Origin of the sequence: Pseudomonas sp. O39 (assembly GCF_045447295.1) — a bacterium.
Classification (GTDB): Bacteria; Pseudomonadota; Gammaproteobacteria; order Pseudomonadales; family Pseudomonadaceae; genus Aquipseudomonas; species Aquipseudomonas antarctica_A.
On sequence record NZ_JBJGXV010000010.1, the window covers coordinates 72420 to 97568 of the forward strand.

General features: G+C 61.3%; 24 protein-coding genes and 2 pseudogenes. 11 read left to right on the plus strand and 15 right to left on the minus strand.

The window, feature by feature from the left end:
- The first annotated feature begins 125 nt into the window (after positions 1 to 125).
- Genes ACI77D_RS15450 through ACI77D_RS15460 form a run of 3 tightly spaced genes read left to right on the plus strand, consistent with a single transcriptional unit; the run spans position 126 to position 3106 of the window.
- Positions 126 to 1475 carry a sensor histidine kinase gene (locus tag ACI77D_RS15450; RefSeq protein WP_407016954.1) on the plus strand — a complete coding sequence of 450 codons (1350 nt, stop codon included), beginning with the start codon at positions 126 to 128 and terminating at the stop codon, positions 1473 to 1475.
- On the plus strand, positions 1460 to 1843 hold the full coding sequence (locus ACI77D_RS15455; RefSeq protein ID WP_064452353.1) for a response regulator: 384 nt from the start codon (positions 1460 to 1462) through the stop codon (positions 1841 to 1843). The genes ACI77D_RS15450 and ACI77D_RS15455 overlap by 16 nt, the downstream gene beginning before the upstream one ends.
- 9 nt (positions 1844 to 1852) lie before the next feature.
- Positions 1853 to 3106: an EAL domain-containing protein gene (locus ACI77D_RS15460; RefSeq protein WP_407016955.1), complete on the plus strand. Its 1254-nt coding sequence runs from the start codon at positions 1853 to 1855 to the stop codon at positions 3104 to 3106.
- A gap of 26 nt (positions 3107 to 3132) precedes the next feature.
- Here the strand turns inward: ACI77D_RS15460 and ACI77D_RS15465 are convergent, their stop codons facing one another.
- Positions 3133 to 4131, minus strand: a complete 999-nt coding sequence (locus ACI77D_RS15465; protein ID WP_407016956.1) for a succinylglutamate desuccinylase/aspartoacylase family protein — start codon at positions 4129 to 4131, stop codon at positions 3133 to 3135.
- 201 nt (positions 4132 to 4332) lie between these two features.
- Here ACI77D_RS15465 and ACI77D_RS15470 point away from each other — a divergent pair.
- Positions 4333 to 4761: pseudogene (locus tag ACI77D_RS15470) on the plus strand (TetR family transcriptional regulator C-terminal domain-containing protein); the annotation flags it as partial.
- On the opposite strand, the gene ACI77D_RS15475 reads toward ACI77D_RS15470, so the two are convergent.
- From ACI77D_RS15475 to ACI77D_RS15505, 7 genes are all read right to left on the minus strand, one after another.
- Entirely contained in the window at positions 4717 to 5715 is a 999-nt protein-coding gene (locus ACI77D_RS15475; RefSeq protein WP_221294685.1) for a DMT family transporter, read from the minus strand. The pseudogene ACI77D_RS15470 and the gene ACI77D_RS15475 overlap by 45 nt on opposite strands.
- A complete protein-coding gene (locus tag ACI77D_RS15480) occupies positions 5712 to 6410 on the minus strand; it encodes an ABC transporter permease (protein WP_259762555.1) in 699 nt (232 codons plus the stop codon). The genes ACI77D_RS15475 and ACI77D_RS15480 overlap by 4 nt, the downstream gene beginning before the upstream one ends.
- A gap of 7 nt (positions 6411 to 6417) precedes the next feature.
- Positions 6418 to 7122, minus strand: coding sequence for an ABC transporter permease (locus ACI77D_RS15485; protein ID WP_407016957.1), 705 nt, complete (start codon positions 7120 to 7122; stop codon positions 6418 to 6420).
- Between the two features lies 1 nt (position 7123).
- The gene (locus ACI77D_RS15490; protein ID WP_064452347.1) at positions 7124 to 7978 is read right to left on the minus strand and encodes a transporter substrate-binding domain-containing protein; all 855 of its coding nucleotides are present in this window, start codon (positions 7976 to 7978) and stop codon (positions 7124 to 7126) included.
- A 24-nt stretch (positions 7979 to 8002) separates the two neighbouring features.
- Complete coding sequence (locus tag ACI77D_RS15495; protein WP_407016958.1) at positions 8003 to 9997, minus strand: aminotransferase class I/II-fold pyridoxal phosphate-dependent enzyme; 1995 nt, start codon at positions 9995 to 9997, stop codon at positions 8003 to 8005.
- A gap of 174 nt (positions 9998 to 10171) precedes the next feature.
- Positions 10172 to 10927 (minus strand): CDP-diacylglycerol diphosphatase, encoded by a 756-nt coding sequence (locus tag ACI77D_RS15500; RefSeq protein ID WP_407016959.1) that lies wholly within the window; start codon positions 10925 to 10927, stop codon positions 10172 to 10174.
- 56 nt (positions 10928 to 10983) lie between these two features.
- A complete protein-coding gene (locus tag ACI77D_RS15505; protein WP_407016960.1) occupies positions 10984 to 11967 on the minus strand; it encodes an aldo/keto reductase in 984 nt (327 codons plus the stop codon).
- Positions 11968 to 12080: 113 nt separating this feature from the next.
- Between ACI77D_RS15505 and ACI77D_RS15510 the strand changes: the two genes are divergently transcribed.
- The gene (locus ACI77D_RS15510; protein ID WP_407016961.1) at positions 12081 to 13007 is read left to right on the plus strand and encodes a LysR family transcriptional regulator; all 927 of its coding nucleotides are present in this window, start codon (positions 12081 to 12083) and stop codon (positions 13005 to 13007) included.
- Between the two features lie 58 nt (positions 13008 to 13065).
- Positions 13066 to 14432, plus strand: a pseudogene (locus tag ACI77D_RS15515) (cation:proton antiporter).
- Here ACI77D_RS15515 and ACI77D_RS15520 read toward each other — a convergent pair.
- The 3 genes from ACI77D_RS15520 to ACI77D_RS15530 all read right to left on the minus strand — a co-directional run bounded on the left by ACI77D_RS15520 (position 14423) and on the right by ACI77D_RS15530 (position 15426).
- Positions 14423 to 14563, minus strand: a complete 141-nt coding sequence (locus ACI77D_RS15520) for a hypothetical protein (protein ID WP_167353698.1) — start codon at positions 14561 to 14563, stop codon at positions 14423 to 14425. The pseudogene ACI77D_RS15515 and the gene ACI77D_RS15520 sit on opposite strands and share 10 nt — an antisense overlap.
- Before the next feature lie 11 nt (positions 14564 to 14574).
- Positions 14575 to 14787: a hypothetical protein gene (locus tag ACI77D_RS15525; protein ID WP_128590033.1), complete on the minus strand. Its 213-nt coding sequence runs from the start codon at positions 14785 to 14787 to the stop codon at positions 14575 to 14577.
- 93 nt (positions 14788 to 14880) lie between these two features.
- Positions 14881 to 15426 (minus strand): hypothetical protein, encoded by a 546-nt coding sequence (locus tag ACI77D_RS15530; RefSeq protein ID WP_064452340.1) that lies wholly within the window; start codon positions 15424 to 15426, stop codon positions 14881 to 14883.
- A 417-nt stretch (positions 15427 to 15843) separates the two neighbouring features.
- On the opposite strand from ACI77D_RS15530, the gene ACI77D_RS15535 reads away from it, so the two are divergent.
- The 3 genes from ACI77D_RS15535 to ACI77D_RS15545 all read left to right on the plus strand — a co-directional run bounded on the left by ACI77D_RS15535 (position 15844) and on the right by ACI77D_RS15545 (position 18743).
- Positions 15844 to 17253, plus strand: a complete 1410-nt coding sequence (locus ACI77D_RS15535; protein WP_259762558.1) for a circularly permuted type 2 ATP-grasp protein — start codon at positions 15844 to 15846, stop codon at positions 17251 to 17253.
- A gap of 2 nt (positions 17254 to 17255) precedes the next feature.
- A complete protein-coding gene (locus ACI77D_RS15540) occupies positions 17256 to 18206 on the plus strand; it encodes an alpha-E domain-containing protein (protein ID WP_053256152.1) in 951 nt (316 codons plus the stop codon).
- Positions 18207 to 18314: 108 nt separating this feature from the next.
- Entirely contained in the window at positions 18315 to 18743 is a 429-nt protein-coding gene (locus tag ACI77D_RS15545) for a nuclear transport factor 2 family protein (RefSeq protein ID WP_064452338.1), read from the plus strand.
- 118 nt (positions 18744 to 18861) lie between these two features.
- Here the strand turns inward: ACI77D_RS15545 and msrA are convergent, their stop codons facing one another.
- From msrA to msrB, 3 genes are all read right to left on the minus strand, one after another.
- The gene (gene msrA, locus ACI77D_RS15550) at positions 18862 to 19557 is read right to left on the minus strand and encodes a peptide-methionine (S)-S-oxide reductase MsrA (protein WP_407016962.1); all 696 of its coding nucleotides are present in this window, start codon (positions 19555 to 19557) and stop codon (positions 18862 to 18864) included.
- Positions 19558 to 19639: 82 nt separating this feature from the next.
- Complete coding sequence (locus ACI77D_RS15555) at positions 19640 to 21400, minus strand: cytochrome c biogenesis protein DipZ (protein ID WP_221294680.1); 1761 nt, start codon at positions 21398 to 21400, stop codon at positions 19640 to 19642.
- A 35-nt stretch (positions 21401 to 21435) separates the two neighbouring features.
- The gene (msrB, locus tag ACI77D_RS15560) at positions 21436 to 21936 is read right to left on the minus strand and encodes a peptide-methionine (R)-S-oxide reductase MsrB (protein ID WP_064452335.1); all 501 of its coding nucleotides are present in this window, start codon (positions 21934 to 21936) and stop codon (positions 21436 to 21438) included.
- A gap of 140 nt (positions 21937 to 22076) precedes the next feature.
- Here msrB and ACI77D_RS15565 point away from each other — a divergent pair, with 140 nt between their 5' ends.
- Together ACI77D_RS15565 and ACI77D_RS15570 are read left to right on the plus strand one after the other, a co-directional pair.
- On the plus strand, positions 22077 to 22787 hold the full coding sequence (locus ACI77D_RS15565) for a response regulator transcription factor (RefSeq protein ID WP_064452334.1): 711 nt from the start codon (positions 22077 to 22079) through the stop codon (positions 22785 to 22787).
- Positions 22784 to 24250 (plus strand): ATP-binding protein, encoded by a 1467-nt coding sequence (locus ACI77D_RS15570; protein ID WP_407016963.1) that lies wholly within the window; start codon positions 22784 to 22786, stop codon positions 24248 to 24250. The genes ACI77D_RS15565 and ACI77D_RS15570 overlap by 4 nt, the downstream gene beginning before the upstream one ends.
- On the opposite strand, the gene ACI77D_RS15575 is transcribed toward ACI77D_RS15570, so the two are convergent.
- Positions 24213 to 25145, minus strand: coding sequence for an alpha/beta fold hydrolase (locus ACI77D_RS15575; RefSeq protein WP_407016964.1), 933 nt, complete (start codon positions 25143 to 25145; stop codon positions 24213 to 24215). The genes ACI77D_RS15570 and ACI77D_RS15575 overlap by 38 nt on opposite strands.
- Positions 25146 to 25149: the final 4 nt, after the last annotated feature.

Below are 25149 nucleotides of genomic sequence, written 5' to 3' on the forward strand. Positions count from 1 at the left end.
CGCAGCATCTGCTATTGTCCAAGGACCTCATCTCCTCCTCATCGCGGTCATGCGATTTTCTGTGAGCATGCTCTGCGGCCGTGTTCTGAACACGGCCGGGTCTGATATGCACGGACAACACTGCATTGGACAAAACCAGCCCTGGCGCAGCGCCCGAATTACAATCGCGGGCCGAAAAAATCGTCGAGTTCAAACGCCAGAAGACCCTGCTCAAGACCGGCGCCCTGCAAGACGCGATCTTCAACAGCGCGTACTTTTCGAGCATCGCCACTGACGAAAAAGGCGTGATCCAGATCTTCAATGTCGGCGCCGAGCGCATGCTCGGCTATGCCGCCGACGACGTGCTCAACCGCATCACCCCCGCCGACATATCCGACCCCGCCGAACTGATTACCCGTGCCGCCGCCCTTAGCCTGGAGCTGGACACGCCGATCACACCGGGCTTCGAAGCCCTGGTGTTCAAGGCCTCACGCGGCATTGAAGACATCTACGAACTGACCTATATCCGCAAGGACGGCAGTCGCCTGTCGGCCATGGTCTCGGTAACGGCCCTGCGCAATCGCCACGACACGATCATCGGCTACCTGTTGATCGGCACTGACAATACCGCGCGCAAACAGGAAGAAGCCGAGCGCAAAGGCTTTGAACGCGCGCTGGAAGAAAAGAACCTGGAACTGGAACACGCCAGCCACATGAAGTCCGAGTTCCTCGCCACCATGTCCCACGAGCTGCGCACGCCGTTGAACGCGGTGATTGGCTTTTCAGAGGCGTTGAAGGATGGTTTGGTCGGCGACATGAGCGAGGTGCAGCGCGAGTACATCGGCGACATCTTCACCAGCGGCCAGCACCTGCTGTCGTTGATCAACGACATTCTCGACCTGTCCAAGGTCGAGGCCGGGATGATGGACCTGGAGTTGGAGCCTGTGGAACTGGCGGGGTTGCTCGCCAAAAGCTTGTTGATCGTGCGCGAGAAAGCCGCCTTGCAACGTATCCAATTGAAGCTGGAATGCGAGGACGATTTTGGCACCCTGGAACTGGACCTGCGCAAGACCAAGCAGATTATCTACAACCTGCTGGCCAATGCGGTGAAGTTCAGCGCACACGGCGGCTCCGTGACCCTGGCGGTCCGCGAGGTCAGCCTCGCGCATGTCGGCCACATCCCCGGCGATTGGCCCGCCCACGGCTTCGCCCTGCAACCCAGCACTCACACGCAGTTCCTGGAGCTGAGTGTCAGCGACACCGGCATCGGGATCGCCGAGGACGACATGAGCAAGCTGTTCAAGGCCTTCAGCCAGATCGACAGCAGCCTGGCGCGCAAATTTGAAGGCACGGGTTTGGGGTTGGCAATGGTCAAGCAACTGACCGACCTGCACGGCGGCAGCGTCGCCGTGGCCAGCCGCGAAGGCTTGGGTACGCGCTTTGTGGTGTGGCTGCCGTTGCACCGCGCGCCGGAGGCTGCATGGCTGACATCCTGATCGTCGAAGACAACGAGGCGAACATGCGCCTGGCGCGGTTGTTGCTCGTCAATGCCGGGCACGGCGTGTTGTGGGCGGCGGATGCAGAAACCGGCCTGACCCTGGCGCGGGAAAAACAGCCGGCGCTGATATTGATGGATATTCAGTTGCCGGGCATGGACGGCCTGGCCGCCACCTCGTTGCTTAAGCAAGACCCCAACACCGCACACATTCCGGTGATTGCGCTGACCGCCATGGCCATGAAGGAGGACCGCGAAAAAACCCGCCTGGCCGGTTGCGACGCCTACATCATCAAGCCGCTGCGCTACAAAGAGCTTTACCAGGTCATTGACACCTTGCTGCAACAGCACATCAGCCCCCACCTGTGAGTCCTCTCCATGGCCAGCCAACCTGCAACGCTGTTGATCGTTGACGACGAACCCCAGATTCGCAAATTGTTGGAAACCCTGCTGCAGCACGAGGGCTACCAGACCCTGAGTGCGAGCAGCGGTGAAGAGGCCTTGCAGCTCGTGGCGCAACAACCGCCTGACCTGATCCTGCTGGACATCATGATGCCGGGCATGGACGGCTACGAGGTGGCCAGCCACTTAAAGGGCAACGAAACCACGGCAAGCATTCCGATCATCATGTTGTCGGCCCTCAGTGAGCCGAGCGCGCGCGTCAGCGGGCTGGAAACCGGCGCCGAGGAGTTCCTCAGCAAACCGGTGGAACGTGTGGAATTGTGGCTGCGGGTGCGCAACCTGTTGCGGCTCAAGGAACGCGGTGATCAGTTGAAGGTTCACAACCTGATGCTGGAGCAGCAACTGCAACGGCAAACGGGCGAGCCAGCGGGGATGAGCGTGCACGACCTGGCGCGCCAGGACTTTGAAAAAGCCCTGCGTCAGGCGGTGGAAAACAGCGAGTTCACCCTGCACTACCAACCCAAGATCGAGCTGGCTGGCGGGAAGATATGCGCCCTTGAAGCCTTGCTGCGCTGGGAGCGTCCCGGCTATGGCACGGTGTCGCCGGCGGTGTTTGTACCCGTACTCGAGAGCCTGGGCTTGATTGTGCAGGTCGGGCGCTGGGTGATCGACAGCGTTTGCCAGCAAATCGCCGTGTGGCAACGCGGCCTGATTGGTGCCGTAGAGATTTCGGTCAATGTATCCGGTCACCAATTGATCGAGGGCGATCTGATTGCCGATATCGAACGCATCCTGAGGGCAACCGGGGTTGCGCCCCATTGGCTGGAGGTTGAGCTGACCGAAAGCTCATTGATGGAAAACACCCAGCACACCATCGCCAGCCTGCAACGATTGCGCACAATGGGCGTGAAAATCTCCATCGATGACTTCGGCACCGGCTATTCAAGCCTGGCGTATCTGCGGCGGTTCCCCATTGATACGTTGAAGATCGATATCGCGTTTATCCGCGAAGTCACCACTAACCCGCAAGACGCGGCGATCACCCGCACCATCATTGAACTGGCCCATAGCCTGGGCTTACAAGTGGTCGCCGAAGGCGTGGAAACCCAGGAACAGTTGGGGTTTTTGAAGCAAGCCGGCTGTGATCAGATTCAGGGGTATCTGTTCAGTCGGCCATTGCCCGCAGCAACCCTGGAGCGCCTTTTGTTGGAACGCACGCCGCCGTTGTAGCCGTGAGGTTCAAGCCGCGGTTGTTCCTAAGGGTCGAGCACCCCACCGCTGTAACTGTCGGATAACCGCGCCCCGGTAAACTTCGCCACCACCGCGCCCTGCGCCACCAGGCGTTCGCGATGGGCCGTGACCATGCGCCCGGTTTGCGCGGCGTGTAAAATCACTTCTGACGCCGCATCACCCGGCCGTCCGATGATCCTGGCGAAACGCTCGCCCTCCTCGACCTGATCGCCCAGGCCCTTTTCAAACACCAGCACACCGGCGCGGGGCGCGAGGATGGTTTCCATACAGCCCATGTCCACTGCCTCGCCTTGCCATTCGCTGATCGCGGCCACTTCGTCGATCACGCCGTTGATGCACAGCCACGCCCACAGGCCATCGACATCCTGTTGCGCCAGGGTATCGCTGACATCCGCTTGCCCGCGCAATTCGATAGTCGCCGCCAGCCGTGGCGCGCCGTGATTGATGATGGTTTCTTCAAAGGAGCCGTCGCCGCCGTCATCCCAGACGATCACCACATCCACCTGCAAGGCCGCCGCCAGCGCCAGGCCTTGCTCCGGCCAGAAGCTGCGATGAATGTAGAGGTAAGGCAGTGCCTCATCGTCGGTGTGCAAGTCCAGCACCAGGTCGGCATCGGCGGCCAGTTGCACCAGGCTCTTTTGCCACTGCGCCAGGTTGCTCGCTGGGCGCTCCATGGCAAGGGAATGATCGAAGGCACGATTGAAATTCTGCCCGGTGGCCTCGTGAAACCGCCCCAGCAGTCGGCCCTGACGAAATTGGCCGATACCAAACGGGTTAGCCTGCGGCACTACGGTGACACTGCCTTTGAGCCGGCCCTGTGCCTGGCAAGCCTGCAAGCGCGGCAACAGTTGGTGCAGCACCAGCATCCCGGCGATTTCATCGGCGTGCACGCCCGCTTGCAGGTGCACTGATGGCCCGCTACCGTCGCCTTCATAGCGCCAAGCACCGATGTGCAGCGCGTTGCCCGCATCGCCCGCCACCTGCCACGAAAGGTCGTTTGCCATGCCTTGCCCTCCTCTCATCATTTAATCGCTAGAGATTGAACACGCGTTCAACTAACCTGTGCGCTCTGGTCTTTCATCAAAGGCATTCCCGTGACCATCGACCCTCCCAAACTGCGCCGTGCCGACCCCGATGAACGCCGGGACTTGCTGATTGCCGCCACCCTTACCAGCCTGTCCCGCGACGGGCACGCTGGAATTTCCGTGCGCAAGATTGCAGCGCAAGCCGGTGTTTCAGTGGGCTTGCTCAATCATCATTTCGGCAGCATCGATGCACTGATCGCCGAGACCTACCACAAGCTCGCCAGTGAATTGACCAGCGCGTTATGGGCGCAAGTCGAGTTGGCCGAAGGCGCCGCCGCGCGCCTGGATGCGTTTCTCAGTGCATCCTTTTCACCACGCGTCATGGACCCCGACCTGCTCGGCGTGTGGGTGGTGTTCTGGAGCCTGATCCGCCACTCGCCCCACGTAAATCAGTCCCATGAAAACAGCTACCGCGCTTACCTGGCGCTGATCCAGCAACTGCTCGACGACCTGGCCCGCAGCGAAAGCCTGGTGATCCACGACAGCCACCTGGCCGCTATCGGCTTATCGGCGATGCTTGACGGGCTCTGGCTCGAGGGGTGCCTCAACCCCGGCACTTTCAGCCCCGCCAACGGCCTGCACATCTGCCGCTGCTGGGTACAGGGGTTGCGTCACGGCGCATTCGGCGCCGACCACATCGTGTGATTCGGTGTGGCGGGCGCTGAGCATCGCCAACGTCCCGCTGACTGCGATCAGCACCGCGCCGATGATCAGCGACAGGTCCATCGACGTGCCCCAGATCAGGCTGGATAACAGAAACGCCCAGATCAAACCGGTGTACTCAAACGGCGCGAGCAAGGTCGCCGTGGCTCGACGGAAACTGGCAAACAACAGAAACTGACCGATACCGCCGACCAGCCCCGCCGCCAACATGCCCAGCCAGGCCGGGGTCGGCGATGGGGTATGCGTCCAGGGCAAGGTCAGCGCCATGCACACCACGAACACCACATTGGTGATCAGCATCTGCTCCAGCACCGAGGTGGTCGGGTCGACCTGGCGCAACTGGATATAGGTAAATGCCCAACACAGCGCAGCGGCCAGGGTCAGTGCGATTGGCAACGGGTCGACCATATTGCTCGGGCGACAGGCGATCACCACGCCGACAAAACCGATGATCAGCGCGACCCATTGGCCACGGCTGGCGCGTTCCTTGAGGATCAGCGCGGCGAGCAACGTGACCATGATTGGCGCGGAAAAATACAAGGTGGTCATTTCCGCCAGGGTCAGGTCCTTGGCGGCCGTGTAATAGAGCAACCACGCCAGCAGCGACAGCAACCCGCGAATGATCAGCAGCCTGCGGCTCACCGACGTCCATGCGCGACGCAACAAGCCCATGCGCCCGGCGATCACGCAGGCGCCCACCACCACCAGGCTGCGCCAGAACAGAATGGTGAACACCGAGTAATCAGCCACCAACCATTTGATCACCGCATCCTGCAGCGCCAGGAACGCATAGGCCAGTGAACACAGGGCAATCCCTTGCAACGCGCGATCCTGTTTCATCCGACCGACCTGCGCAGCGGCGTGCCGCGCCGTTCGGCGATGGCGTAAACGCCTTCGATCAGGAACGTCAGGCACAGGTAGACACCGGCTACCAGCAACAGCGGTTGATAGATCTGCAACGTCTGCGCCCGCACCACGTTGGCCGCGCCCAGCAGGTCGACCACGGCAATCGTCGACGCGAGTGCGGTGGACTTGAGCAACATCACCGTCTCCCCCGCCAGGGTCGGCAGCAGCAGACGCATCGCCCGGGGCAGGCGCACCCTCAACAACGCCTGGCGCGGCGTCATGCCGAACGCCGAAGCGGCCTCCATCTCGCCCTTGGGCACTGCCAACAGGCCGCCGCGAATCACTTCACCGACATAAGCGCCTACCGACAGCACCAGGGCAAAGACGATGTACCAATACCCGTCGCGCAGGAATGGCCACAGGAAGCTGGTGCGTATCAGTGGAAACTGGGCGAACAAACTCCCCAGCCCGTAGTAGAAAATATAGATCTGGATCAACAGCGGTGTGCCCCGCAGCACACTGGTGTAGGCCAGCGCACCCCGGGCCAGCCATTTGCGCCGCGACAAACGCGCCAACGCCACCAGCACCGCCAGGACGAAGCCGAGCACTGCCGAGATCGCCAGCAATGACAAGGTGGTCTGCAGCCCCTTGGCGATCAGCCCCGCGTAGTAACTTATCCATTCAGGCATAGCCCACTCACTCGACAACCGGCATCCAGCGACGAATACGTCGTTCCAGGCGCCCGGACAGGTAGTTGGAAGCCAGCGTCACCAGGTAATACAAGGCGGCGGCCGTGAGGTAGAACAGTAAGTATTGACGGGTCGAACCCGCCGCCTGCTTGGCGGTGTAGAGCAATTCGTTGGTGCCGACCACACTGATCAAGGCGCTGTCCTTGATCAGGTTGATCCACAGGTTGGACATGCCGGCCAGGGCGTACGGCGCCATGATCGGCAAGGTCACCCGGCGGAACAGGCCCATGCCGCTCAAGCCAAAGGCCCGCGCCGCTTCAATCTGGCCATGGGGAATCGCCAGGATTGCCGCACGGAAAATCTCCGACGCATAGGCGCCCTGCACCAGCCCCAACACCAGGATCGCCACCAGCGGGCCGCTGATGTTCACCTGCTCGAACCCCAGCCACAGCATCAACGCGTTCAGGCCCATGGAACCAGCGTAGTACAGCAGCAGGATCAACAGTAACTCCGGCACCGCGCGAAACACGGTGGTGTAGCCGCGCATCAACAAGGCGACCGGGCGTGGCGCGCTGAGCTTGGCGCAGGCCACGACCAGGCCGATCAGCAAGCCCACGGCAAACGAGCCGGCGGAGATTTGCAGGGTCATCCATAACCCTTTTAGCAGTGCGTCGCCCCATCCCTGTTCGCCGAAGCTGAGAAGGTCGAACATCTTATTCGGTCTTCTGGGCGATTTGCTGGTAGGGGCTGTCGCAAACCTTGCTCACATACGCCGGGGTGTCGGCACGCTTGCACGGGCTGACCGACACGCCGAAGTAATGCTCGGACAGGTCATCAAAATCCTTGCTCACCAGCAGCTCTCCGATGGCCTTGTCGAGACGGGCCTTGAGCGCGGTGTCTTCCTTGCGTAAGCCGGCACCGACGCCACGCCCGATGATCGGGTCGTAGGGCACGCTGGCGATATGCGCCAGGCCACTCGCCTCGGGGGTTTTGACCATCATCGCGATGGCGGTGTCGTCTGCCATCATGTAGTCGATACGGCCTGCGATAAGGTCGGCGTTGGCCGATTCCTGGGTGTCGTAGTACTTAAGGTCGGCGATGTTTTCGTAATACTTCTTCAGGTAGTTGGCGCTGACGGTGGAGATTTGCACACCGATCAACTTGCCCTTGAGGCCTTGAGGGGTAATGTCCACCGTCGCGCCCTTGGGCCCTGCCACACCCAGCAGCGAGTCGTAGTAGGCACGGCTGAAGGCGATCTGTTTTTCACGCTCATCAGTCACCGACATCGACGAGAAGATCACGTCGATCTTCTTGGCCAGCAGCGACGGGATGATGCCATCCCACGCCACTTCCTTGATCTGGCATTCGGCTTTCATGCCTTCGCAGAGTTTGTGAATCAGGTCCACTTCAAAGCCCGACCACTCGCCGTTACCGCCTTTTACGGTGAAGGGTGGATAGGGTTCCGCCGCCACCGCAAACACGATGGGTTTCTCCGCCGCCAGCGTAAAACCTGCGGCCAACATCAACACTGCACCGCTCAACCAGCTTGCCATGGGTCTTGATTTCATGATTTGCCCCGTCTTTTTGTGGAGTTAGCGCGTTTGATGCGCGTTGACGAACTGCCGGCAACGCTCACTGCGTGGGTCGATAAACACCGAGTCCGGCGTGCCGGTTTCCTCGATCATGCCTTGGTGCAGAAAAGCGACTTTGGAGGACACATCCCGGGCGAAGGCCATTTCATGGGTGACCAGGATCATGGTGCGGCCTTCTTCGGCCAGGGAGCGGATAACGCGCAGCACTTCGCCCACCAGTTCCGGGTCGAGGGCCGAAGTGGGTTCGTCGAACAGCATGACTTTGGGACGCATGGCCAACGCGCGGGCAATCGCCACCCGTTGCTGCTGGCCGCCAGAGAGAAACGCCGGGTATTCATTGCGCTTGGCGGCGAGGCCGACGCGATCGAGCAAGGCCTCTGCGCGCTCGATCGCCTCGGCGCGGCTTTCGCGCAGCACCTGGGTCGGGGCTTCGATGAGGTTCTCGAGCACCGTGCGGTGAGGCCACAGGTTGAAGTTCTGGAACACCATGCCGAGGGTCGAGCGGATGCGCACCAGTTGCTTCGCATCCGCCACCAGCGGCGCGCCGGGAATGCCGTAATTGAGCTTGATGCTTTCGCCGTCGACATGAATGCTGCCTTGATCCGGCACTTCGAGCATGTTGATGCAGCGCAACAAGGTGCTCTTGCCCGAACCGCTGGCGCCGATCAGCGAGATCACCTCACCTTCGCGAGCCGTGAGGGAGATGCCCTTGAGCACTTCGATATTGCCGAAACGCTTATGCAGGTCGATGACTTCAATCATCTTCCTGGCTTCGACCGGTTGCAGCACTTCAATCTTTGGCGCAGCCGCGACACGCGGCTCACCGGCGAGCCTGGCAACAAACCCGGCAATACGCTGGCAAGCCTCGGCCAGGCGGGCCTCACCCAAGGTAAACGACAACCGTACAAAGCCTTGCGCCGGCTCACCAAACGCGGCGGCATCGAGCACCGACACGCCCGCCTCGCGGAATAACCGCCAGGCAAAATCCAACGACCCCAGGCCGGTGCCGCGCACATCCATCAACACGAACATGCCGGCTTGCGGCGCCTGCACCTTGATCCCCGGGCACGCGCCGAGGCCGGCCACCACCAGGTCACGGCGGCGCCGGTAGATCTCGCGCATGCCCTGCGTCACATCATCATGGGCCAGCACCGCCGCCGTGGCGGCCTCCATCACGAACCCGGGCAAGCCATAGAGCATGCTCAATACCAGGGTTTCTGCGTGACCGATCATCTGCGGCGCAGCAATGATCCAGCCAATGCGCCAGCCGGTCATGGCATGGGATTTGGACAAGCTGCCAATCACAATGCAGCGCTCGGCCATGCCCGGCAGTGCGGCGAGGCTGTGGTATTCACCGTCGAACACCAGGCTTTCATACACCTCATCCACGACGACCCAGAGATCATGGGCGATGGCCAGGTCGGCGATGGCTTGCAGCTCTTGGGGGTTGAGGACCACGCCGGTGGGGTTGTTCGGGTTGGAGAAGAAAATCGCCCGGGTACGCGGCGTAATCGCCGCGCCGAGCAATTGCGCATCCAGGCGAAAGCCCGACGCCGGCGAACACGGCACGCGCGTTAGCGTTGCGCCGCTGGCCTTGAGCGTGGCTTCGTAGGTGACGTACATCGGGTCGAGCACCAGCACTTCATCACCGGCTTGCAGCAGGCACAGCGAGCTGATGAACAACGCGTTCTGCGCACCCGGCACGATGATGACGTTTTCGGCTGTCACCGGCCGCGACAGAGTCGTGCTGTAGCGGGCTGCAACGGCGTCGCGCAATGGCGGGCGGCCAGGGATTTCGGTGTAGTGGGTGTCACCGTCGCGCAGTGCGCTGACGGCCGCGTCGGTAATAAAAGAAGGCGTGGCAAAATCCGGATCGCCGACGCTGAGGATGATGATGTCCTCGCCCTGGCTGGCGGCGTGGAACGCGGCGTGGTGGATGTCCCAGGCGGCTACGCCCTGCCCTGCAATCCGCTCAACAAAGGGGGAAAACCGCATGCCAGAGCCTCTCGTACAAGAAGAAAAAGCGCGAACCCGTCTGCGTACAAACGGGTGGATGCGGTCAACATAGTGCAAACTGAACAGTCGTTCAATGGATACGCTTGCGGGGTGTCGTTTATCGAGCGAACAGGTCGCAGTCAGTGTTTTATCGACCTCGTCGCGACAGTGGGCTTACCGCGCGGTCATCAGGTTACAGTGGTGGTCCTGCAATTCCTCGGCCGAACCGAGGTTCAGTTCACTCAGCGCCACGTGTGTGCTCAGCAACACAAAACTGCCGTCTGCACGAGGTGCCATCAGCAGGCTGTACTGGCTCATGCTCGCGCCTTGGGCATCGACGTATGCACGCAACACGACCAAGGGGTCGAGCGCATCAGCGTCCACCGCCGTCAGCGTACGGGCACTGTAGGTGTGCCCCATCAATCGGGCCGGCAGTACCCGCCACTGTTCGTTGAGGGCAGTGCCTTGCTGGTTGAGCACGGCAAAGATATCCGGGCGCAGGCAGGCGATATGCAGATGCAGCTGGTTCTGTGTGCGGCCGTAACGGGAGTTGATCGCCACCGAAACGAAAGCATCGGGAATCGGCTTTATCAGGCCATCGGACAACACACTGCGGTGCCGCCAGGCTTGGGTAAAGTAATGCGGCAGCAACTGACGGCCCAGGGCCGCGTCTTCGATGCCGGTGATTTTATCCACCGGAATCAGCAGATCCTGCAGCGGGCCGTTGCGGTCTTTTAACAGGGTGTAGCCACGGTCCAGATCGACCGCCAGGCACGGGCTGGGGTTGTGCTGCTGTTGCTGGTTGGGCACGCATTGCCGGCTGACGATATGCCACAAGGCATCGGGGTTGCCCCGCCATTGCCAGGCGCCGACCAACACCAACCCTAAGAACACACCACCGACGATCTTGAATACGGTACCGCGCTTCATGCAAAAACCTCTACGCACAGGGAAATTGTTTTTTTGCCGACATCCCTGTCGTAGAGCTAACGTTTTACGGGCGTCATACAGTCCGGTTCGATCGGATTTTTTAGCGTGTTGGCGAGGATACGGTCGATATGTGTCAGGTCATCGGCGCTCAGGTGCCAGCCAAACGCCTCTTCAAAACCGTTCAATTGCTCGGGACTACGGGCGCCCCACAGTGCGATGGTCGGGCCTTGGTCCAGTACCCAGCGCAAGGCCAGTGCGAGCACCGACTTGCCATGACATTCACGGGCATAAATATCCAGCGCCGCCACGGCCGCCAGGTAGTGCTCAAAACGCGGCGCCGTGAATTTCGGGTCGAGCTTGCGTCCGTCATCGTCGGCAAAGCGGGCGGCTGAATGCAGGCTGCCGGTCAGCAACCCACGGCACAACGGGCCATAGGCCAACACCACCAGGGAATGTTGCTTGGCATACGGCAGAATGTCGCTGTCGATAGCGCGCTCGAACAGGTTGTATGGCGGCTGTACCGTGGCCAAGGTTGTGTGCCGGCTGAAATCGTTGATTTGCGCGCAGGAATAGTTGCTGACGCCTACCGCAAGGATCTTGCCCTCGCGGCGCAGGCACTCGAGCGTATCGGCAGTTTCCTGCTGAGCCACCAACGGGTCGGGCCAATGCACCTGGTACAAGTCGATGTAGTCCGTTTCCAGGCGCACCAACGAGTCTTCAACCTCTTTGCGAATACGCTGGGCCGTTGCATGGCGTCGGGGGGAGCCGTCGTCCCATTGCAAGCCGGCTTTGGTGGCGATCACGGCACTGTGGCGCTGGCCGCGCAGCGCCTTGCCGATCAGCGTTTCGCAAAGGCCCAGGCCGTGCACCGGCGCGCTGTCGATCAGGTTGATGCCGCAGTTCAACGCGTGGCGAATCGTTCTGATCGACTGCTCGTTATCCCCGCCGCCCCACAGGTGCCCGCCCATGGACCAGGTGCCGAGGGCGATCCGCGAGACGGCTTTGTCGATGCCGGCAATCCGGAGGGTCTCGATGCGCATAAAAAATAACCCCTGCCCGTAAAACGACGTATAAAAGCAATTACTCTAGATCATCCAAGGTTGAATAGGGCTCAACGCCGCATGCAACCGAACTCCTATAAAAGAGGCTTGTAATGGCGGCTTTCAATCGTTCCGAATTGGCCGATCTCAATGTGTTCATGGCGATCATCCGGCGCCGCAGTTTTCGCCATGCTGCCCACGAGCTGGGGGTTACCACGTCGGCGTTGAGCCACACCATGCGCAACCTGGAAACGCGCCTCGGGGTAAAGCTGCTGTACCGCACCAGCCGCGCCGTGGAACCCACCGACGCCGGCACCCTGCTCGCCGAAAAACTCGGCCTGGGTTTTGCCATGATCCAGGACGGCCTCGACACGCTGGAGTTGCACCGCGAGTCGCCCATTGGCCGCCTGCGCCTCAACGTGCCACGCGATGCGGCGGCGCTGCTGCTGGCGCCGATCCTGGGCGAATTCGCCAACGCCTACCCGCAACTGCGCCTGGACTTGATCGTCGAGGACGCAATGATCGATATCATTGCCGAAGGCTACGACGCGGGTATCCGCTACGGCGCCACCGTGCCCCAGGACATGGTGGCGGTACCGCTGACCGCGGCGTTGCGCTGGATCATGGTCGCCTCCCCCGCTTACCTCGCACGCCGGGGCATACCGCAAGCCCCCCAAGACCTGCTGCAGCATTCCTGCATCCGCATGTACCTGGGCGACAAGACCACCTACAAATGGGAACTGGGCAACGGCCCGAGGCAGCAACGTATCGACGTGCCCGGGCATTTCAGCGCGGCCGACACCGAGACCATCGTCAACGCCGCGCTGCAAGGCGTCGGGATTGCTTACTGCCTGTCCAACCGCGTGCAACAGGAACTGGCGGACGGCCGTTTGGTAGAGGTCATGCCGGACTGGGCCTGCCTGGGTGAACCGCTGTGCATGTACTACCCGAGCCGCCGCCAGTCGCAGCCGGGGCTGCGCCAGTTGATGGACATGATCCGCCTGAAAACCATCGGCTCGCAGTTGATGGCATCACATTGAACCTGAGCCCGGCAGCCATCCTCCAACCTGCATAGACCACGGCCGCGGTGCACGCTTCATGACTTTTATCCTATGGTTGGCCGTATTGGGCACTGTGCTGCTCACGCTCGCCCTCACTTCTTCCTATTTGCGCTGGATGCCGGTGACCACCTCAGCCGTGTGCCTGTTGCTCGGCGTGGCCATCGGGCCGCTGGGTGTGGACCTGTTGCACCTGGATATCAAAAACTCAGCCCGCTGGATGGAGCACCTGACCGAAGTAGCGGTGTTGTTTTCCCTGTTCGTCAGCGGTTTGAAACTGCGCCTGCCGCTCCGGCATCGCACCTGGCGTATCGCGTTTGGCATGGCGGGGCCGGTGATGCTGCTGACCATCCTCGGAGTGTGCCTGGCCCTGCATTACGTGTTCGCGTTGTCCTGGGGCGTCTCGTTGCTGGTGGGTGCGATACTTGCGCCGACCGACCCGGTACTGGCGGGGTTGGTCCAGGTCAACAATGCGCAGGACTATGACGCGCTGCGTTTTGGCCTGTCCGGCGAAGCAGGCTTGAACGATGGCACTGCCTTTCCCTTCGTGATCTTTGCGCTGCTGTTCATGCAGCACGGCGGTTTTGAGGGTGACTGGTTCGGTGGCTGGGTGCTGAAAAACCTGCTGTGGGCGGTGCCGGCCGGGCTGTTGATCGGCTACTGGATGGGCCGTGGCATCGGCCGCGTGACGCTGTGGATGCGCATCACCAATGAGGACAGCACGCTGTCCCCCAACGACTACCTGACCCTGGCGTTGATTGCCCTGGCCTACGTGGTCGCCGAGGCGGTGGGTGGCTATGGCTTTTTGTCGGTCTTCGCCGCCGGGCTGGGCTTGCGCCAGGCGGAGTTCAGGTCCACGGGCAACTCGGTAACGCCCTCGGAGCATCTGGCTCTGCCGGTGGTGGGCCACCTGGAGGTGGCTCCTGAGCGCGCCCTGCAAGGGGATGTCAGCGAACTGGCGGATACGCAGATCGCCGCCGGCGTGATGATGGGCGACATGCTCTCGTTTGGCAGCCTGGTGGAGCGTTCGATGGAGGTGTTTCTGGTGACGGTGTTGGGCATCGTGCTGATCAGCCACTGGGACTGGCGAGCACTGCCGGTGGCGGCAGTATTGTTCTGCGTGATTCGCCCCGTGAGCGTGCTGGCAATGCCATGGGGCCGTTTGATCGATTACCGACAACGCGGTTTGATGGGCTGGTTCGGAATTCGCGGGATCGGCAGCATTTACTACCTGTTCTACGCGCTCAATCATGGGCTGGTCGGCACCAGCAGCGCGGTAGCGGTGAACCTTACGGTGTCGGTCATTGCCTTGAGCATCGTCGTTATGGCCTCAGCACCCAACCGATGCTGTTGTGGTACGAACGACGAGCCAAGGCTAAGACTCAACAGGTAACCGCTCAGTCCTGATTTTCGGTATTGCCCACATCAGCCGCATCGTCCAGGTCATTGAGCGGCACTTCTGCATCATCCATCAATGAGCCCGGGTCTTCGTTTCCCGGGTCATTGAGTTCTTCGTCGTCGTCGAGTTCTTGTGACATGACTGTCTCCTTTAACCGCCTTGAGTGTCGATATCAGCATCCGTTTCAGGCTTGGGCTCGCGCTCGGGCTTGAAGTCTGGACTGTAGTCGTTTTCCTTGGCCTTGGGGTCGACGGCAGGCTTCGGATCTTTCGGCGCGTCAGCCGCCGTACCGGGTGCGGGTTCACCACCGTCGATCGCCGGATCGTTACGGTTGCTGACTTGCGGATCGTTGCTTGTGTTCATGAGTCACCTCTTCGCAGTTTCAGAAAACACATCCTGCATAAAGGTAAGGTCCTGCGCAGGACGGTGAAGTTCCGACGATTTAACAGGCAACGCTCAAGAGACCGGGTTATCAATCTGGATGTAAAACGCATAGGCACCGAGTAATACCCAGAACACCATAAACAACCACGGCGCGCGCATGGAGAACAGCAGCGACTTGCGATAGCCCTTGTGGGACGACTCGGTTTCACAAAACAACGGCGAATCGTCATAAGCCATGCCCATTACCGGCTCGCTGCGCAGCAGTTCACTTTGCTTGTAGTGCCAGTGGTCGATGATTTCGTACGCGGCACGGATACCCGGCCAGGCATTCAGGGAGCTGAGAACGCCAAGGGACGCCAGGAACACCGGCACGATCAGCGTAAAAAACTTACCCCATTCCGGGTTGAGGTTGCCCATGCCGGAGACAAAGGCGATGACCAGGAACGACTGCGCGGTGAGGTAGGCGTCGGTGCGGTTGGCCAGGATGGTGGTTTCGTACTGAATTTCGCGGCGATAAAAGTCAAGACGGTCCTTGGGTGAACCGAAAATCTTGGCGTTGTGTTCACTGTGTTCGTCCAGCGACGCTTCTGGAGTGTTTGGAGAGATGATTCTGGGCACGACGATGCTCCACAAGGTGACAAGTCTTGTTAGAAGAATCGGGGCTGAGTGAAGTTCAAGTTTGTTCATGCACCATTGTGGAACACGTGCCGCACTGTTGTGGCGATCGCGCTGGGCTGGCGGCTGCTGGAGTGCGCAGGCCTCGGGCATTTTTCGGCCCATTGCTCAGCCCGGCGCCCGCTGGCTCGCTCGCCAACGGGTAATTACTCTGCCAAAAATGGGTTTCGGCACAGGCATTGCTTAATCCATTCATCTGCCCGGATACAGGAGCATTCGTTACCCCCCGACCCAGAGCCGACCACATAAGAAAGTAAGGACCAGGCTTGTTGGCACCCTCAGCCACAGGCTCATAAAACTATGCGTTTTTCAAAGCGGCAGTGCCACCCGCGCAATCCTCGGCACTGACAAGGTACTGGAATGGCTCGATCTTTCTTTGATGAAATGAATGACGCACAAGGCGCTTGCCGTGCGCACTATCAGGAATTCTCCCGCTGGCTGGCCAACACGCCGCCGGAACTGCTGGCCCAAAGGCGCCGCGAAGCGGATTTGCTGTTCCACCGGGCCGGTATCACCTTCACCCTTTACGGCGACGAGCAAGACACCGAGCGCCTGATCCCCTTCGACATCATCCCCCGCAGCATTCCTGCCAGCGAATGGAGCGTGATCGAGCGCGGCTGTATCCAGCGGGTCAATGCGCTGAACATGTTCCTTGCCGACATCTACCACGACCAGCGCATCATCAAGGCCGGGATCATTCCGGCGGATCAGGTGCTGGGCAACGAGGGTTATCAGAAGGCAATGGTTGGCCTGGACCTGCACCGCGACATCTACTCGCATATCTCCGGTGTGGACCTGGTACGCGATGGCGACGGCACCTATTACGTGCTCGAAGACAACCTGCGCACCCCCAGCGGCGTGAGCTACATGCTCGAAGACCGCAAGATGATGATGCGCCTGTTCCCCGAAGTGTTCGCCAAACAACGCATCGCGCCGGTGGACCACTACCCCAACCTGCTGCTCAAAACCCTGAAAAGCGCCAGCCGCCTGGACAACCCCAACGTGGTGGTCCTGACCCCCGGGCGCTTCAACAGCGCGTTCTTCGAACACGCGTTCCTCGCCCGGGAAATGGGGGTGGAACTGGTGGAAGGCGCCGACCTGTTCGTGCACGACCTCAAGGTGTTCATGCGCACCACCGACGGCCCCAAGGCGGTGGACGTGATCTACCGCCGCATCGATGACGCGTTCCTTGATCCGCAGGCATTCAACCCCGACTCCATGCTTGGCGTGCCTGGCCTGGTGGCGGCGTACTGCGCGGGCAATGTGGTGCTGGCCAATGCAATTGGCACCGGCGTGGCCGATGACAAGTCCATCTACCCCTATGTGCCGGAAATGATCCGTTTCTATCTGGATGAAGAACCCATCCTGCAAAACGTGCCGACCTTCCAGTGCCGCAAACCCGATGAGCTGTCCCATGTGCTGGCCCATTTGCCCGAACTGGTGGTGAAGGAAACCCAGGGCTCCGGCGGCTACGGCATGCTGGTCGGCCCGGCGTCCACTGCGGCCGAGATCGAGGACTTCCGCCAGCGCATCAAGGCTCGCCCCCACGCGTACATCGCCCAACCGACCCTGAGCCTGTCCACCTGCCCCACCTTTGTCGAAAACGGCATCGCGCCACGGCATATCGACCTGCGCCCATTTGTGCTCTCGGGCAAGGAGACCCGCCTGGTGCCCGGCGGCCTCACGCGCGTGGCGTTGAAGGAAGGTTCGTTGATCGTCAACTCGTCGCAAGGCGGCGGAACCAAGGACACCTGGGTGGTGGAGGGCTGAGTATGTTGAGTAGAACCGCCGCAGATCTGTACTGGATGTCCCGTTACCTGGAGCGCGCAGAAAACCTGGCGCGCATGCTCGAAGTCAGTTATTCGCTGTCATTGATGCCCCAGGCCGGGCGTAGCGATGGGCTGGATGAGCTGGCCATGTCGTTGCTCAGCAGCGGCACGCTGGACAGCTACCTTGAGCGTCACAAACAACTGGATGCGATGCGCATGCTGCACTTCTTCGCCCTCGACGAAGAAAACCCCGCCAGCATCTATAACTGCCTGCGCGCCGCGCGGGGCAATGCCCACGCAGTGCGCGGGCGGATCACCGCCGACATGTGGGAAAACCTCAACGCCACCTGGCTGGAAATGCGCAGCATCGCCGCCGGTGGCCTGGCCCGGCATGGCATCAGCCACTTCTGTGACTGGGTCAAGCAGCGTTCGCACCTGTTCCGGGGGGCGACCTCGGGCACCATCATGCGCAACGACGCTTACCGATTTATTCGCCTGGGCACGTTTGTCGAGCGTGCGGATAACACCCTGCGCCTGCTCGATGCGCGCTACGAGATGTTTGGTGAGGAGTCGGAAGAAGTCAGCGACCTGTCGGCACGCGGGTATTACCAATGGAGCGCCCTGCTGCGGGCCTTGTCGTCATTCGAGGCGTATACCGAACTGTACCCGAACGCGTTGAACGCGCGCTCGGTGTCCGAGTTATTGCTGTTGCGCAGCGATGTGCCGCGTTCGTTGCACGCCTGCATCGAGGAGTTGAGCCACATCCTGGCGGACTTGCCCGGCAGTTATGGGCGTACGGCGCAGCGCCTGGCGGCCGAGTTTGAAGCGCGCCTGCGGTACACGGGGATCGATGAGATTCTGGAGGACGGCCTGCACAGTCGGCTCACCGACTTCATCGACACCGTACGCGAGCTGGCCCGGGCGATTCATAGCTCCTACCTGGAAGTGGTGTGAGTTCATTGCAGTCACTTAACTGTCAATTCGGGTGATTGACCCTGCTTTGTTACCGCTCTTATGTTGGCGAGGTGAAATGCCTTTCCACCATAAGAACAGGTACACAGCATGTCCGAACTGAAACTGCACCCCGCCGCCGCCCACAGCCTGCAACGCTGGCATGCCATGCTGGCTGCTCACGACCTCAAGCCCCTTCCCGAATTGCTGGCGCCCGACGCCGTCTTTCGCTCGCCCATGGCCCACACGCCCTACCCTGGCGCGCCCGTGGTGTCGATGATCCTCAACACCGTGTTCAAGGTGTTTGAAGACTTTGCCTATCATCGCGAACTGGCCACCGGTGACGGCCTGAGTGTGGTGCTGGAGTTCAGTGCGCGGGTGGGTGACAAGCAGCTCAAGGGCATTGATTTGATCCGCTTTAACGAGCAAGGGCAGATTGTTGAGTTTGAAGTGATGGTGCGGCCATTGAGTGGCTTGCAGGCGCTGGGTGAAGAGATGGGGCGGCGGTTGGCGCCATACCTGGCAAAAGCCAAATCCTGAGCCGTAGTGGAGGCTAGTGTGGGAGCGGACTTGCTCGCGAAGGCGGCGTGTCAGGCACAGTATTAGTAACTGACCCACCGCTTTCGCGAGCAAGCCCACACATTTTGGTTTGCGGTGACTACTGGTTTTTGACCAGCACCGGTTCTGCTCTGTATTGGTCCGGGAACAGCTTTTTCAGCTGCGCCACTTTCGGCAAATCATTGATCACGATGTACGGGTAAGACGGGTTCTCGGTGAGGAAGTCCTGGTGATAGGACTCCGCCGGGTAAAACGCCTTGCCCATCTCTACCTTGGTCACGATCGGCTTGTTGAAGGCTTTGGCCGCGTCCAGCTGGGCGATATAGGCCTGGGCGACTTTTTGCTGCTCGGCATTCTGCGCAAAGATTTCCGAGCGGTATTGAGTGCCGCTGTCGGGGCCTTGGCGGTTCAGTTCTGTGGGGTTGTGGGCCACTGAAAAGTAGATTTGCAGCAGCTTGCCGTAGCTGACCTTGCTTGGGTCGTAGGTCACCGACACCGACTCGGCGTGGCCGGTATCGCCTCCGCTGACCGACTCGTACTGGGCGGTGTTAGCCGCGCCGCCGTCGTAGCCGGACACGGCGTTTTTCACACCCTGCACGTGCTGGAACACACCTTGCACGCCCCAGAAGCAGCCCCCGGCGAACACGGCCGTTTGCAGGTTGCCGGGCTCGGCGGGAAGGTCGAGGGCAGGTGGTGCGATTATTACGGCGTCTTCGGAGGCGCCAAAAGAGAATGCCGAGCTTTGGCCGACGAAAGCAGCGAAAGCGAGTGCGGGTAAAAATTTGAGCAGTTTCATACAACGTACTCCAGTACTCGGTTGAATGTGGGCGCTGGCTTGCCAGCGCCCACATTGACCGGGTTAACAGTTAATGAACGGGTTAGCCGAAAGTGAAGGCATAGGCGGCCACATGCGGGTCGAGAAAATCGATGGTGAAGGTACGGTCCTGCACGGCGCCGCGCTGACGAACCAGTTGGTACAGGCGTTGCTCGGTCACCGTGCCGCTGCCATCGGGCGCCACATCCGTGCCGTGGGCATCGCCCGGGGCCTGGCCATCAATCGTCACCTTGAATCGCACCGGTTTGCCGTCAGCCGCCGGGCCCAGCACCAGGTGCAGGTCGCGGGCATGGAAGCGATAGACGATGCGCCCGCCAGCCTGGTCGAGGGTGGCTTGCTGGCCGCCAACGTTCCAGTGGCCTTCCAGGGTCCAGTTGTTCAGGGCCAGCGTGCCGGCGGCCGGGTAATTCACCACTTTGTCGGTGGCCTGGGTGCCAGTGGTCACGAAGTTTTCGGCACGCTGGAAGCCCAGGTAGGTTTCCGGCGACTGCACTTCATTCATGTCCGGCGCTTGCTCAACGCCCTTGGCATCCGCCTCGATCAAACCACCTGCGACATCTTTCGCCCCGGCTTCACGCAGCAATTGCTGGATCACCCGCTCCGACTCGGCGTAATCACCCTCGCCAAAATGGTGATAGCGAATCTGGCCCTTGGCATCAGCAAAGTAATGCGCCGGCCAGTACTGGTTATTGAACGCGCGCCAGATCTTGTAGTTATTGTCGATCGCGACCGGGTACGTGATGCCCAAGTCCTTCATGGCCTTGGTGACGTTGTTCACGTCGCGTTCAAAGGCAAATTCCGGGGCGTGTACGCCAATCACCACCAGGCCCTGGTCGTGGTACTTCTCGGCCCAGGCTTTCACATACGGCAAGGTGCGCAGGCAATTGATGCAGGAGTAAGTCCAGAAATCCACCAGCACGACTTTGCCCTTGAGCGCTTCGGCGCTGAGCGGCGGGCTGTTCAACCATTGCACCGCACCATCCAGCGGCGGCAGCGTGCCTTCGATCGGCAGCGCGTCGCTGTGATTGGCCGCCATCATCATCGCGCCACCGGCCATCATCGCGCCGCCCTTCTGTTCGGGTTTGGCACTCAATTTGTCCACCAGGCTTTGTTCCAGGCCGCCCGTGGATGCAGTCGACAAGCGCGACAGCACACCGGTGTCCAGGCCCAGGGCGATGGCGGCCACACCGACCAGCATCAGTGCGCCGAGGCCACGGCGCAGCCATTCACCGGCACCGAGCGAGCGCTTCATAACGCCAAAGACTTTACCGCCGACCAGCAACGCCAACGCCAGGGACGTAGCGGCACCGGCGGCGTAGGCCAGCAACAGCAAGGTCGTGCCGATGCTGGCGCCCTGCAGCGCCGCGCCGGTGAGCACCAGCCCCAGGATTGGCCCCGCGCACGGTGCCCACAGCAAACCGGTGGCCACGCCGATCAGGAACGAAGCGCCCGCACGCGGCTTTGCGTCCGTTCCAGCGGCTTGCGACAGGCGACTGCCGGCGGCCACTAAAGGACGCGTCAAGCGTTCCGACAGTTGCGGCAGCAGCAGCGTGAGTCCGAACAGGGCAACGCACAGCAACGCGAGCCAGCGCCCGTACTGATTGACTTGCACCACCCAACCGCCGCCCACTGCCGCCAGTGAGGCCACCAGGGCGAACGTCACCGCCATCCCCGCCAACAGCGGCAAGCCACTGCGCATAAACGGCTGCCCGGTGCGAGCGAAGACAAAAGGCAGAACAGGCAGGATGCACGGGCTGACAATTGTCAGCACGCCGCCCAGGTACGCGAGAACCAGAAGCCACATGGGATCTTCCCTTATAAATATGCAGAGACATCGGCTTAAGCCGCCGTGAACGTCATGGCCACGCCATTCATGCAATAGCGCAGACCAGTAGGTGCCGGGCCGTCATCGAACACATGCCCTTGGTGACCGCCACACCGGCGGCAGTGAATTTCCTTGCGCACCACGCCGTAGGACGTATCGGTGTGGCTGGCGACAGCGTTGTCCAGTGGCTGCCAGAAGCTTGGCCAGCCGGTGTGGCTGTCGAACTTGGTGCTCGAGGCGAACAACGGCAACGCACAACCGGCGCAGGCAAAGGTGCCAGTGCGGTGTTCATCATTAAGGGGGCTGGTGTAGGGGCGCTCGGTGCCCTCCTCGCGCAGCACGGCGAATTGCTCGGCACTCAGCAGGCTGCGCCATTCGGCCTCGGTATGGTTGACTTCGAACGTCTCGGCGGCCTCCACCTCAGCGACCATATTCAGCTGTTTCAGCAAGCCGCCGGCCAGGACGGCGACACCCAGGCCACCACCGGCCAGCAGTATTTGTCGACGTGAGTACATGGCGTTCTCCTCGTTAAGCAATGAGGCCATCTTGAACCCTGGCCGGTCGCGAAATCCTCACGCAGAGTTAAACAATTCGTGATAACTACACTGTTGCAAAACCCGCACAATGCGCGAACTACAAGCGAAGGTTTCTTTACATGGATCAGCCCAAACGAGTCCTCGTCGTCGAGGACGATGCCCATATTGCCGACTTGATCTGCCTGCACCTGCGCGATGAGCAATTTGAGGTGGTGCACAGCGCCGACGGTAACGAAGGCCTGCGCCTGCTGGAACAAGGCGGCTGGGATGCGCTGATCCTCGACCTGATGCTGCCCGGCGTGGACGGCCTGGAAATCTGCCGCCGTGCCCGCGCCATGACGCGCTACACACCGATCATCATCACCAGCGCGCGCTCCAGCGAGTTGCACCGCATCCTTGGCCTGGAGCTGGGCGCGGACGACTATCTGGCAAAGCCGTTTTCCATGCCGGAGCTGGTAGCGCGGGTCAAGGCGCTGTTGCGCCGGGTCGACGCCATGGCGCGTAACTTGAAGATGGACGCCGGCAGCCTTGAGCTCGGCCCGCTTTTCATCAACCCGCTGACCCGCGATGCCACCTTGCAGGGCCAACGCCTGGACCTCACGCCGCGCGAATTCGACCTGCTGTATTTCTTCGCCCGCCAGCCAGGCAAGGTCTTCTCCCGCATGGACCTGCTCAACGCCGTCTGGGGCTACAGCCACGAAGGCTACGAACACACGGTGAACACGCATATCAACCGCCTGCGCGCCAAAGTCGAGACCGACCCGGCCAACCCGTCACTCATCCTTACGGTTTGGGGCCGGGGCTACAAATTTGCCGAGAGCAACCCATGAAGCTGACCCTGACTCAACGCCTGTCAGTCGTGTTCGCGGTGCTGCTGGTGATTTGCAGCGGTACCTCGGCCTGGTTGCAGGTACGTTCCAACCGCATGCACGAACTGGAAGTGGTGCAAGGCTTGTCCCGCGACCTCGCGGCGCACATCGCGCGTGATACACAGCTGATGGACGCCGACGGCCTCAAGCCCGATGCCGTGCGCATGCTGTTCAGCCAATTGATGCTGGTCAACCCGAGTGTCGAGGTGTACTTGCTCGATATCGACGGCCGCGTCGTGGGCAATGCTGCACCCAGCGGGCATTTGCTGCGTGACCATGTAGACCTCGCGCCGGTTCGACGCTTTCTCAGCGGCGCCATGCTGCCGATCCTCGGCGGCGACCCGCGCAGCGTTGACGGGCGCAAGGTGTTCAGCGCCGCACCGCTCAAGGCCAACGGCCAACAAACCGGTTTCCTGTACGTGGTGCTGCTGGGCGAAGCCCACGACGTGTATGACGCCAAGGACGCAACCGGCATGGCGCTGAAGATCGCCCTCTGGTCCATCGGCCTGGTGGCGCTGCTGTGCTTGATGGCCGGCCTGATCGCATTTGCCTGGATCACCCGGCCCTTGCGCCAACTGACCGACAAGGTTGGCCAATTCGATATCAACGGCGCACCGAAACCTGCGCAAGCGCCTCCTCGCGAGCTCAATAGCGGCGATGAAATCGCGGTGCTCGACCACGCCTTCGTGCAAATGGAAAACCGCCTGGGCGAGCAATGGCGTGCCATCACCCATCAAGACCAGGAACGTCGGGAAATGGTCGCGAATATTTCCCACGACCTGCGCACGCCCTTGGCCTCGCTGCATGGCTACCTCGAAACCCTGTCCCTCAAGGACGCCAGCCTCAGCCCCGAAGAGCGCCGCCGCTACCTCGGCATCGCCCTGGACCAAAGCCGCAAGGTCGGCGGCCTGGCCCAGTCGCTGCTGGAACTGGTGCGCCTGGAACATGGTTTCGTGCAGCCGGTGATCGAAGGCTTTTCCTTGCCGGATCTGGTGCAAGACATCTTCCAGAAATTCGAACTGACCGCCGAGGCCCGGTCCATCACGCTCACCGCCACCTTGCCGCCACAGGTGCCGACGGTGTTGGCCGACCTGGGCTTGATCGAACGGGTGCTGACCAATCTGCTCGACAACGCCCTGCGGCACACGCCGGTGAATGGTGAGGTCGAGGTGATCTTGTCACCCGAAGCGGATGGCATGGGCGTCACCGTCAGCGACAGCGGACCGGGAATCGACCCTGAGTTGCGTGAAGGCTTGTTCCTGCGGGCCTTCACCATCGGCGGCGCGCGCCGCGATGGCGGCCTGGGCCTGCGCATCGTGCACCGCATCCTGCAACTGCACGGGCGCAGCATCCGCTTGGTGGACCGCCCCGGGCATGGCGCGACCTTTACGTTCTGCCTAGAAACGCGAGCATCAGCGCGTTGACCCGCTGCCCCTGCTCGTTCTGGATCCAGTGACCGCAGTTGGCCAACACATGCTGCTCAAGGTCGGGCACTGAGTCGGGCATGCGCTTGAGGGTGTGGGCTTCGAACACCCCGACCGGGTCACGGTCGCCAATCAGGAACAAGGTCGGTTGCAGCACCTGCCGGCCCGCCAGGAACTCGGTGCGCTGCCAGTTGCGTTCGAAGTTGCGGTACCAGTTCAGCGGGCCGCGAAAGCCGTGTTCGGTGAACGCCTGCAGGTAGATATCCAAATCCTCCCGGGAACACCAGTGCGGCAATGTGCTGGGGGTTGAGACACCTGCGAACAGGCTGGCATTCGCCGATTTCTGCTGCAGGAACACGTCCTCATCCTGCATGAACAGCCGCAGCGTGCGTTCGATGTCGGCGTTCAGTTCCTGTTCGGCTACGCCAGGCTCCTGGAAATACAGGATGTAGTTGAAACGGTCGGCGTACAGCTCGCGCATGATTTCAATCACCGGGCGGCGGGCACGCCCGGCAAAAGGCACGGACATTGTGATCAGCCGAGTGATGCGCTCAGGCTCCAGCAGCGCCAGGTGCCAGGCGACCACCGCGCCCCAATCGTGCCCTGCCATCGCCACCTCACGGTGACCGAAATGATCCATGGCCTGCTGGATGTCGGCGCACAGGGTCAGCAATTGGTAGTCGGCAATGTCTGCGGGCGAACTCGATTCGCCGTAGCCACGCAGTTCAGGGGCAAACACCCGGTACCCGGCGGCGGTCAACGCAGGAATCTGTTCGCGCCAGGAGTGCCAACATTCAGGAAACCCGTGCAGCAGCCAAATTGGCCGGCCATTTTCGGGGCCATCGATGTGCACGCACAGGTGAATACCGTTGACGGGCAGTGTTTGCAGGCGCATGGGC

Coding starts and splice junctions, on each gene's coding strand:
- ACI77D_RS15455 (WP_064452353.1), top strand. CDS start 1,460: ATGGCTGACATCCTGATCGTCGAAGACAACGAGGCGAACATGCGCCTG.
- ACI77D_RS15460 (WP_407016955.1), top strand. CDS start 1,853: ATGGCCAGCCAACCTGCAACGCTGTTGATCGTTGACGACGAACCCCAG.
- ACI77D_RS15465 (WP_407016956.1), bottom strand. CDS start 4,131: ATGGCAAACGACCTTTCGTGGCAGGTGGCGGGCGATGCGGGCAACGCG.
- ACI77D_RS15475 (WP_221294685.1), bottom strand. CDS start 5,715: ATGAAACAGGATCGCGCGTTGCAAGGGATTGCCCTGTGTTCACTGGCC.
- ACI77D_RS15480 (WP_259762555.1), bottom strand. CDS start 6,410: ATGCCTGAATGGATAAGTTACTACGCGGGGCTGATCGCCAAGGGGCTG.
- ACI77D_RS15485 (WP_407016957.1), bottom strand. CDS start 7,122: ATGTTCGACCTTCTCAGCTTCGGCGAACAGGGATGGGGCGACGCACTG.
- ACI77D_RS15490 (WP_064452347.1), bottom strand. CDS start 7,978: ATGAAATCAAGACCCATGGCAAGCTGGTTGAGCGGTGCAGTGTTGATG.
- ACI77D_RS15495 (WP_407016958.1), bottom strand. CDS start 9,997: ATGCGGTTTTCCCCCTTTGTTGAGCGGATTGCAGGGCAGGGCGTAGCC.
- ACI77D_RS15500 (WP_407016959.1), bottom strand. CDS start 10,927: ATGAAGCGCGGTACCGTATTCAAGATCGTCGGTGGTGTGTTCTTAGGG.
- ACI77D_RS15505 (WP_407016960.1), bottom strand. CDS start 11,967: ATGCGCATCGAGACCCTCCGGATTGCCGGCATCGACAAAGCCGTCTCG.
- ACI77D_RS15510 (WP_407016961.1), top strand. CDS start 12,081: ATGGCGGCTTTCAATCGTTCCGAATTGGCCGATCTCAATGTGTTCATG.
- ACI77D_RS15520 (WP_167353698.1), bottom strand. CDS start 14,563: ATGTCACAAGAACTCGACGACGACGAAGAACTCAATGACCCGGGAAAC.
- ACI77D_RS15525 (WP_128590033.1), bottom strand. CDS start 14,787: ATGAACACAAGCAACGATCCGCAAGTCAGCAACCGTAACGATCCGGCG.
- ACI77D_RS15535 (WP_259762558.1), top strand. CDS start 15,844: ATGGCTCGATCTTTCTTTGATGAAATGAATGACGCACAAGGCGCTTGC.
- ACI77D_RS15540 (WP_053256152.1), top strand. CDS start 17,256: ATGTTGAGTAGAACCGCCGCAGATCTGTACTGGATGTCCCGTTACCTG.
- ACI77D_RS15545 (WP_064452338.1), top strand. CDS start 18,315: ATGTCCGAACTGAAACTGCACCCCGCCGCCGCCCACAGCCTGCAACGC.
- msrA (WP_407016962.1), bottom strand. CDS start 19,557: ATGAAACTGCTCAAATTTTTACCCGCACTCGCTTTCGCTGCTTTCGTC.
- ACI77D_RS15555 (WP_221294680.1), bottom strand. CDS start 21,400: ATGTGGCTTCTGGTTCTCGCGTACCTGGGCGGCGTGCTGACAATTGTC.
- msrB (WP_064452335.1), bottom strand. CDS start 21,936: ATGTACTCACGTCGACAAATACTGCTGGCCGGTGGTGGCCTGGGTGTC.
- ACI77D_RS15565 (WP_064452334.1), top strand. CDS start 22,077: ATGGATCAGCCCAAACGAGTCCTCGTCGTCGAGGACGATGCCCATATT.
- ACI77D_RS15570 (WP_407016963.1), top strand. CDS start 22,784: ATGAAGCTGACCCTGACTCAACGCCTGTCAGTCGTGTTCGCGGTGCTG.
- ACI77D_RS15575 (WP_407016964.1), bottom strand. CDS start 25,145: ATGCGCCTGCAAACACTGCCCGTCAACGGTATTCACCTGTGCGTGCAC.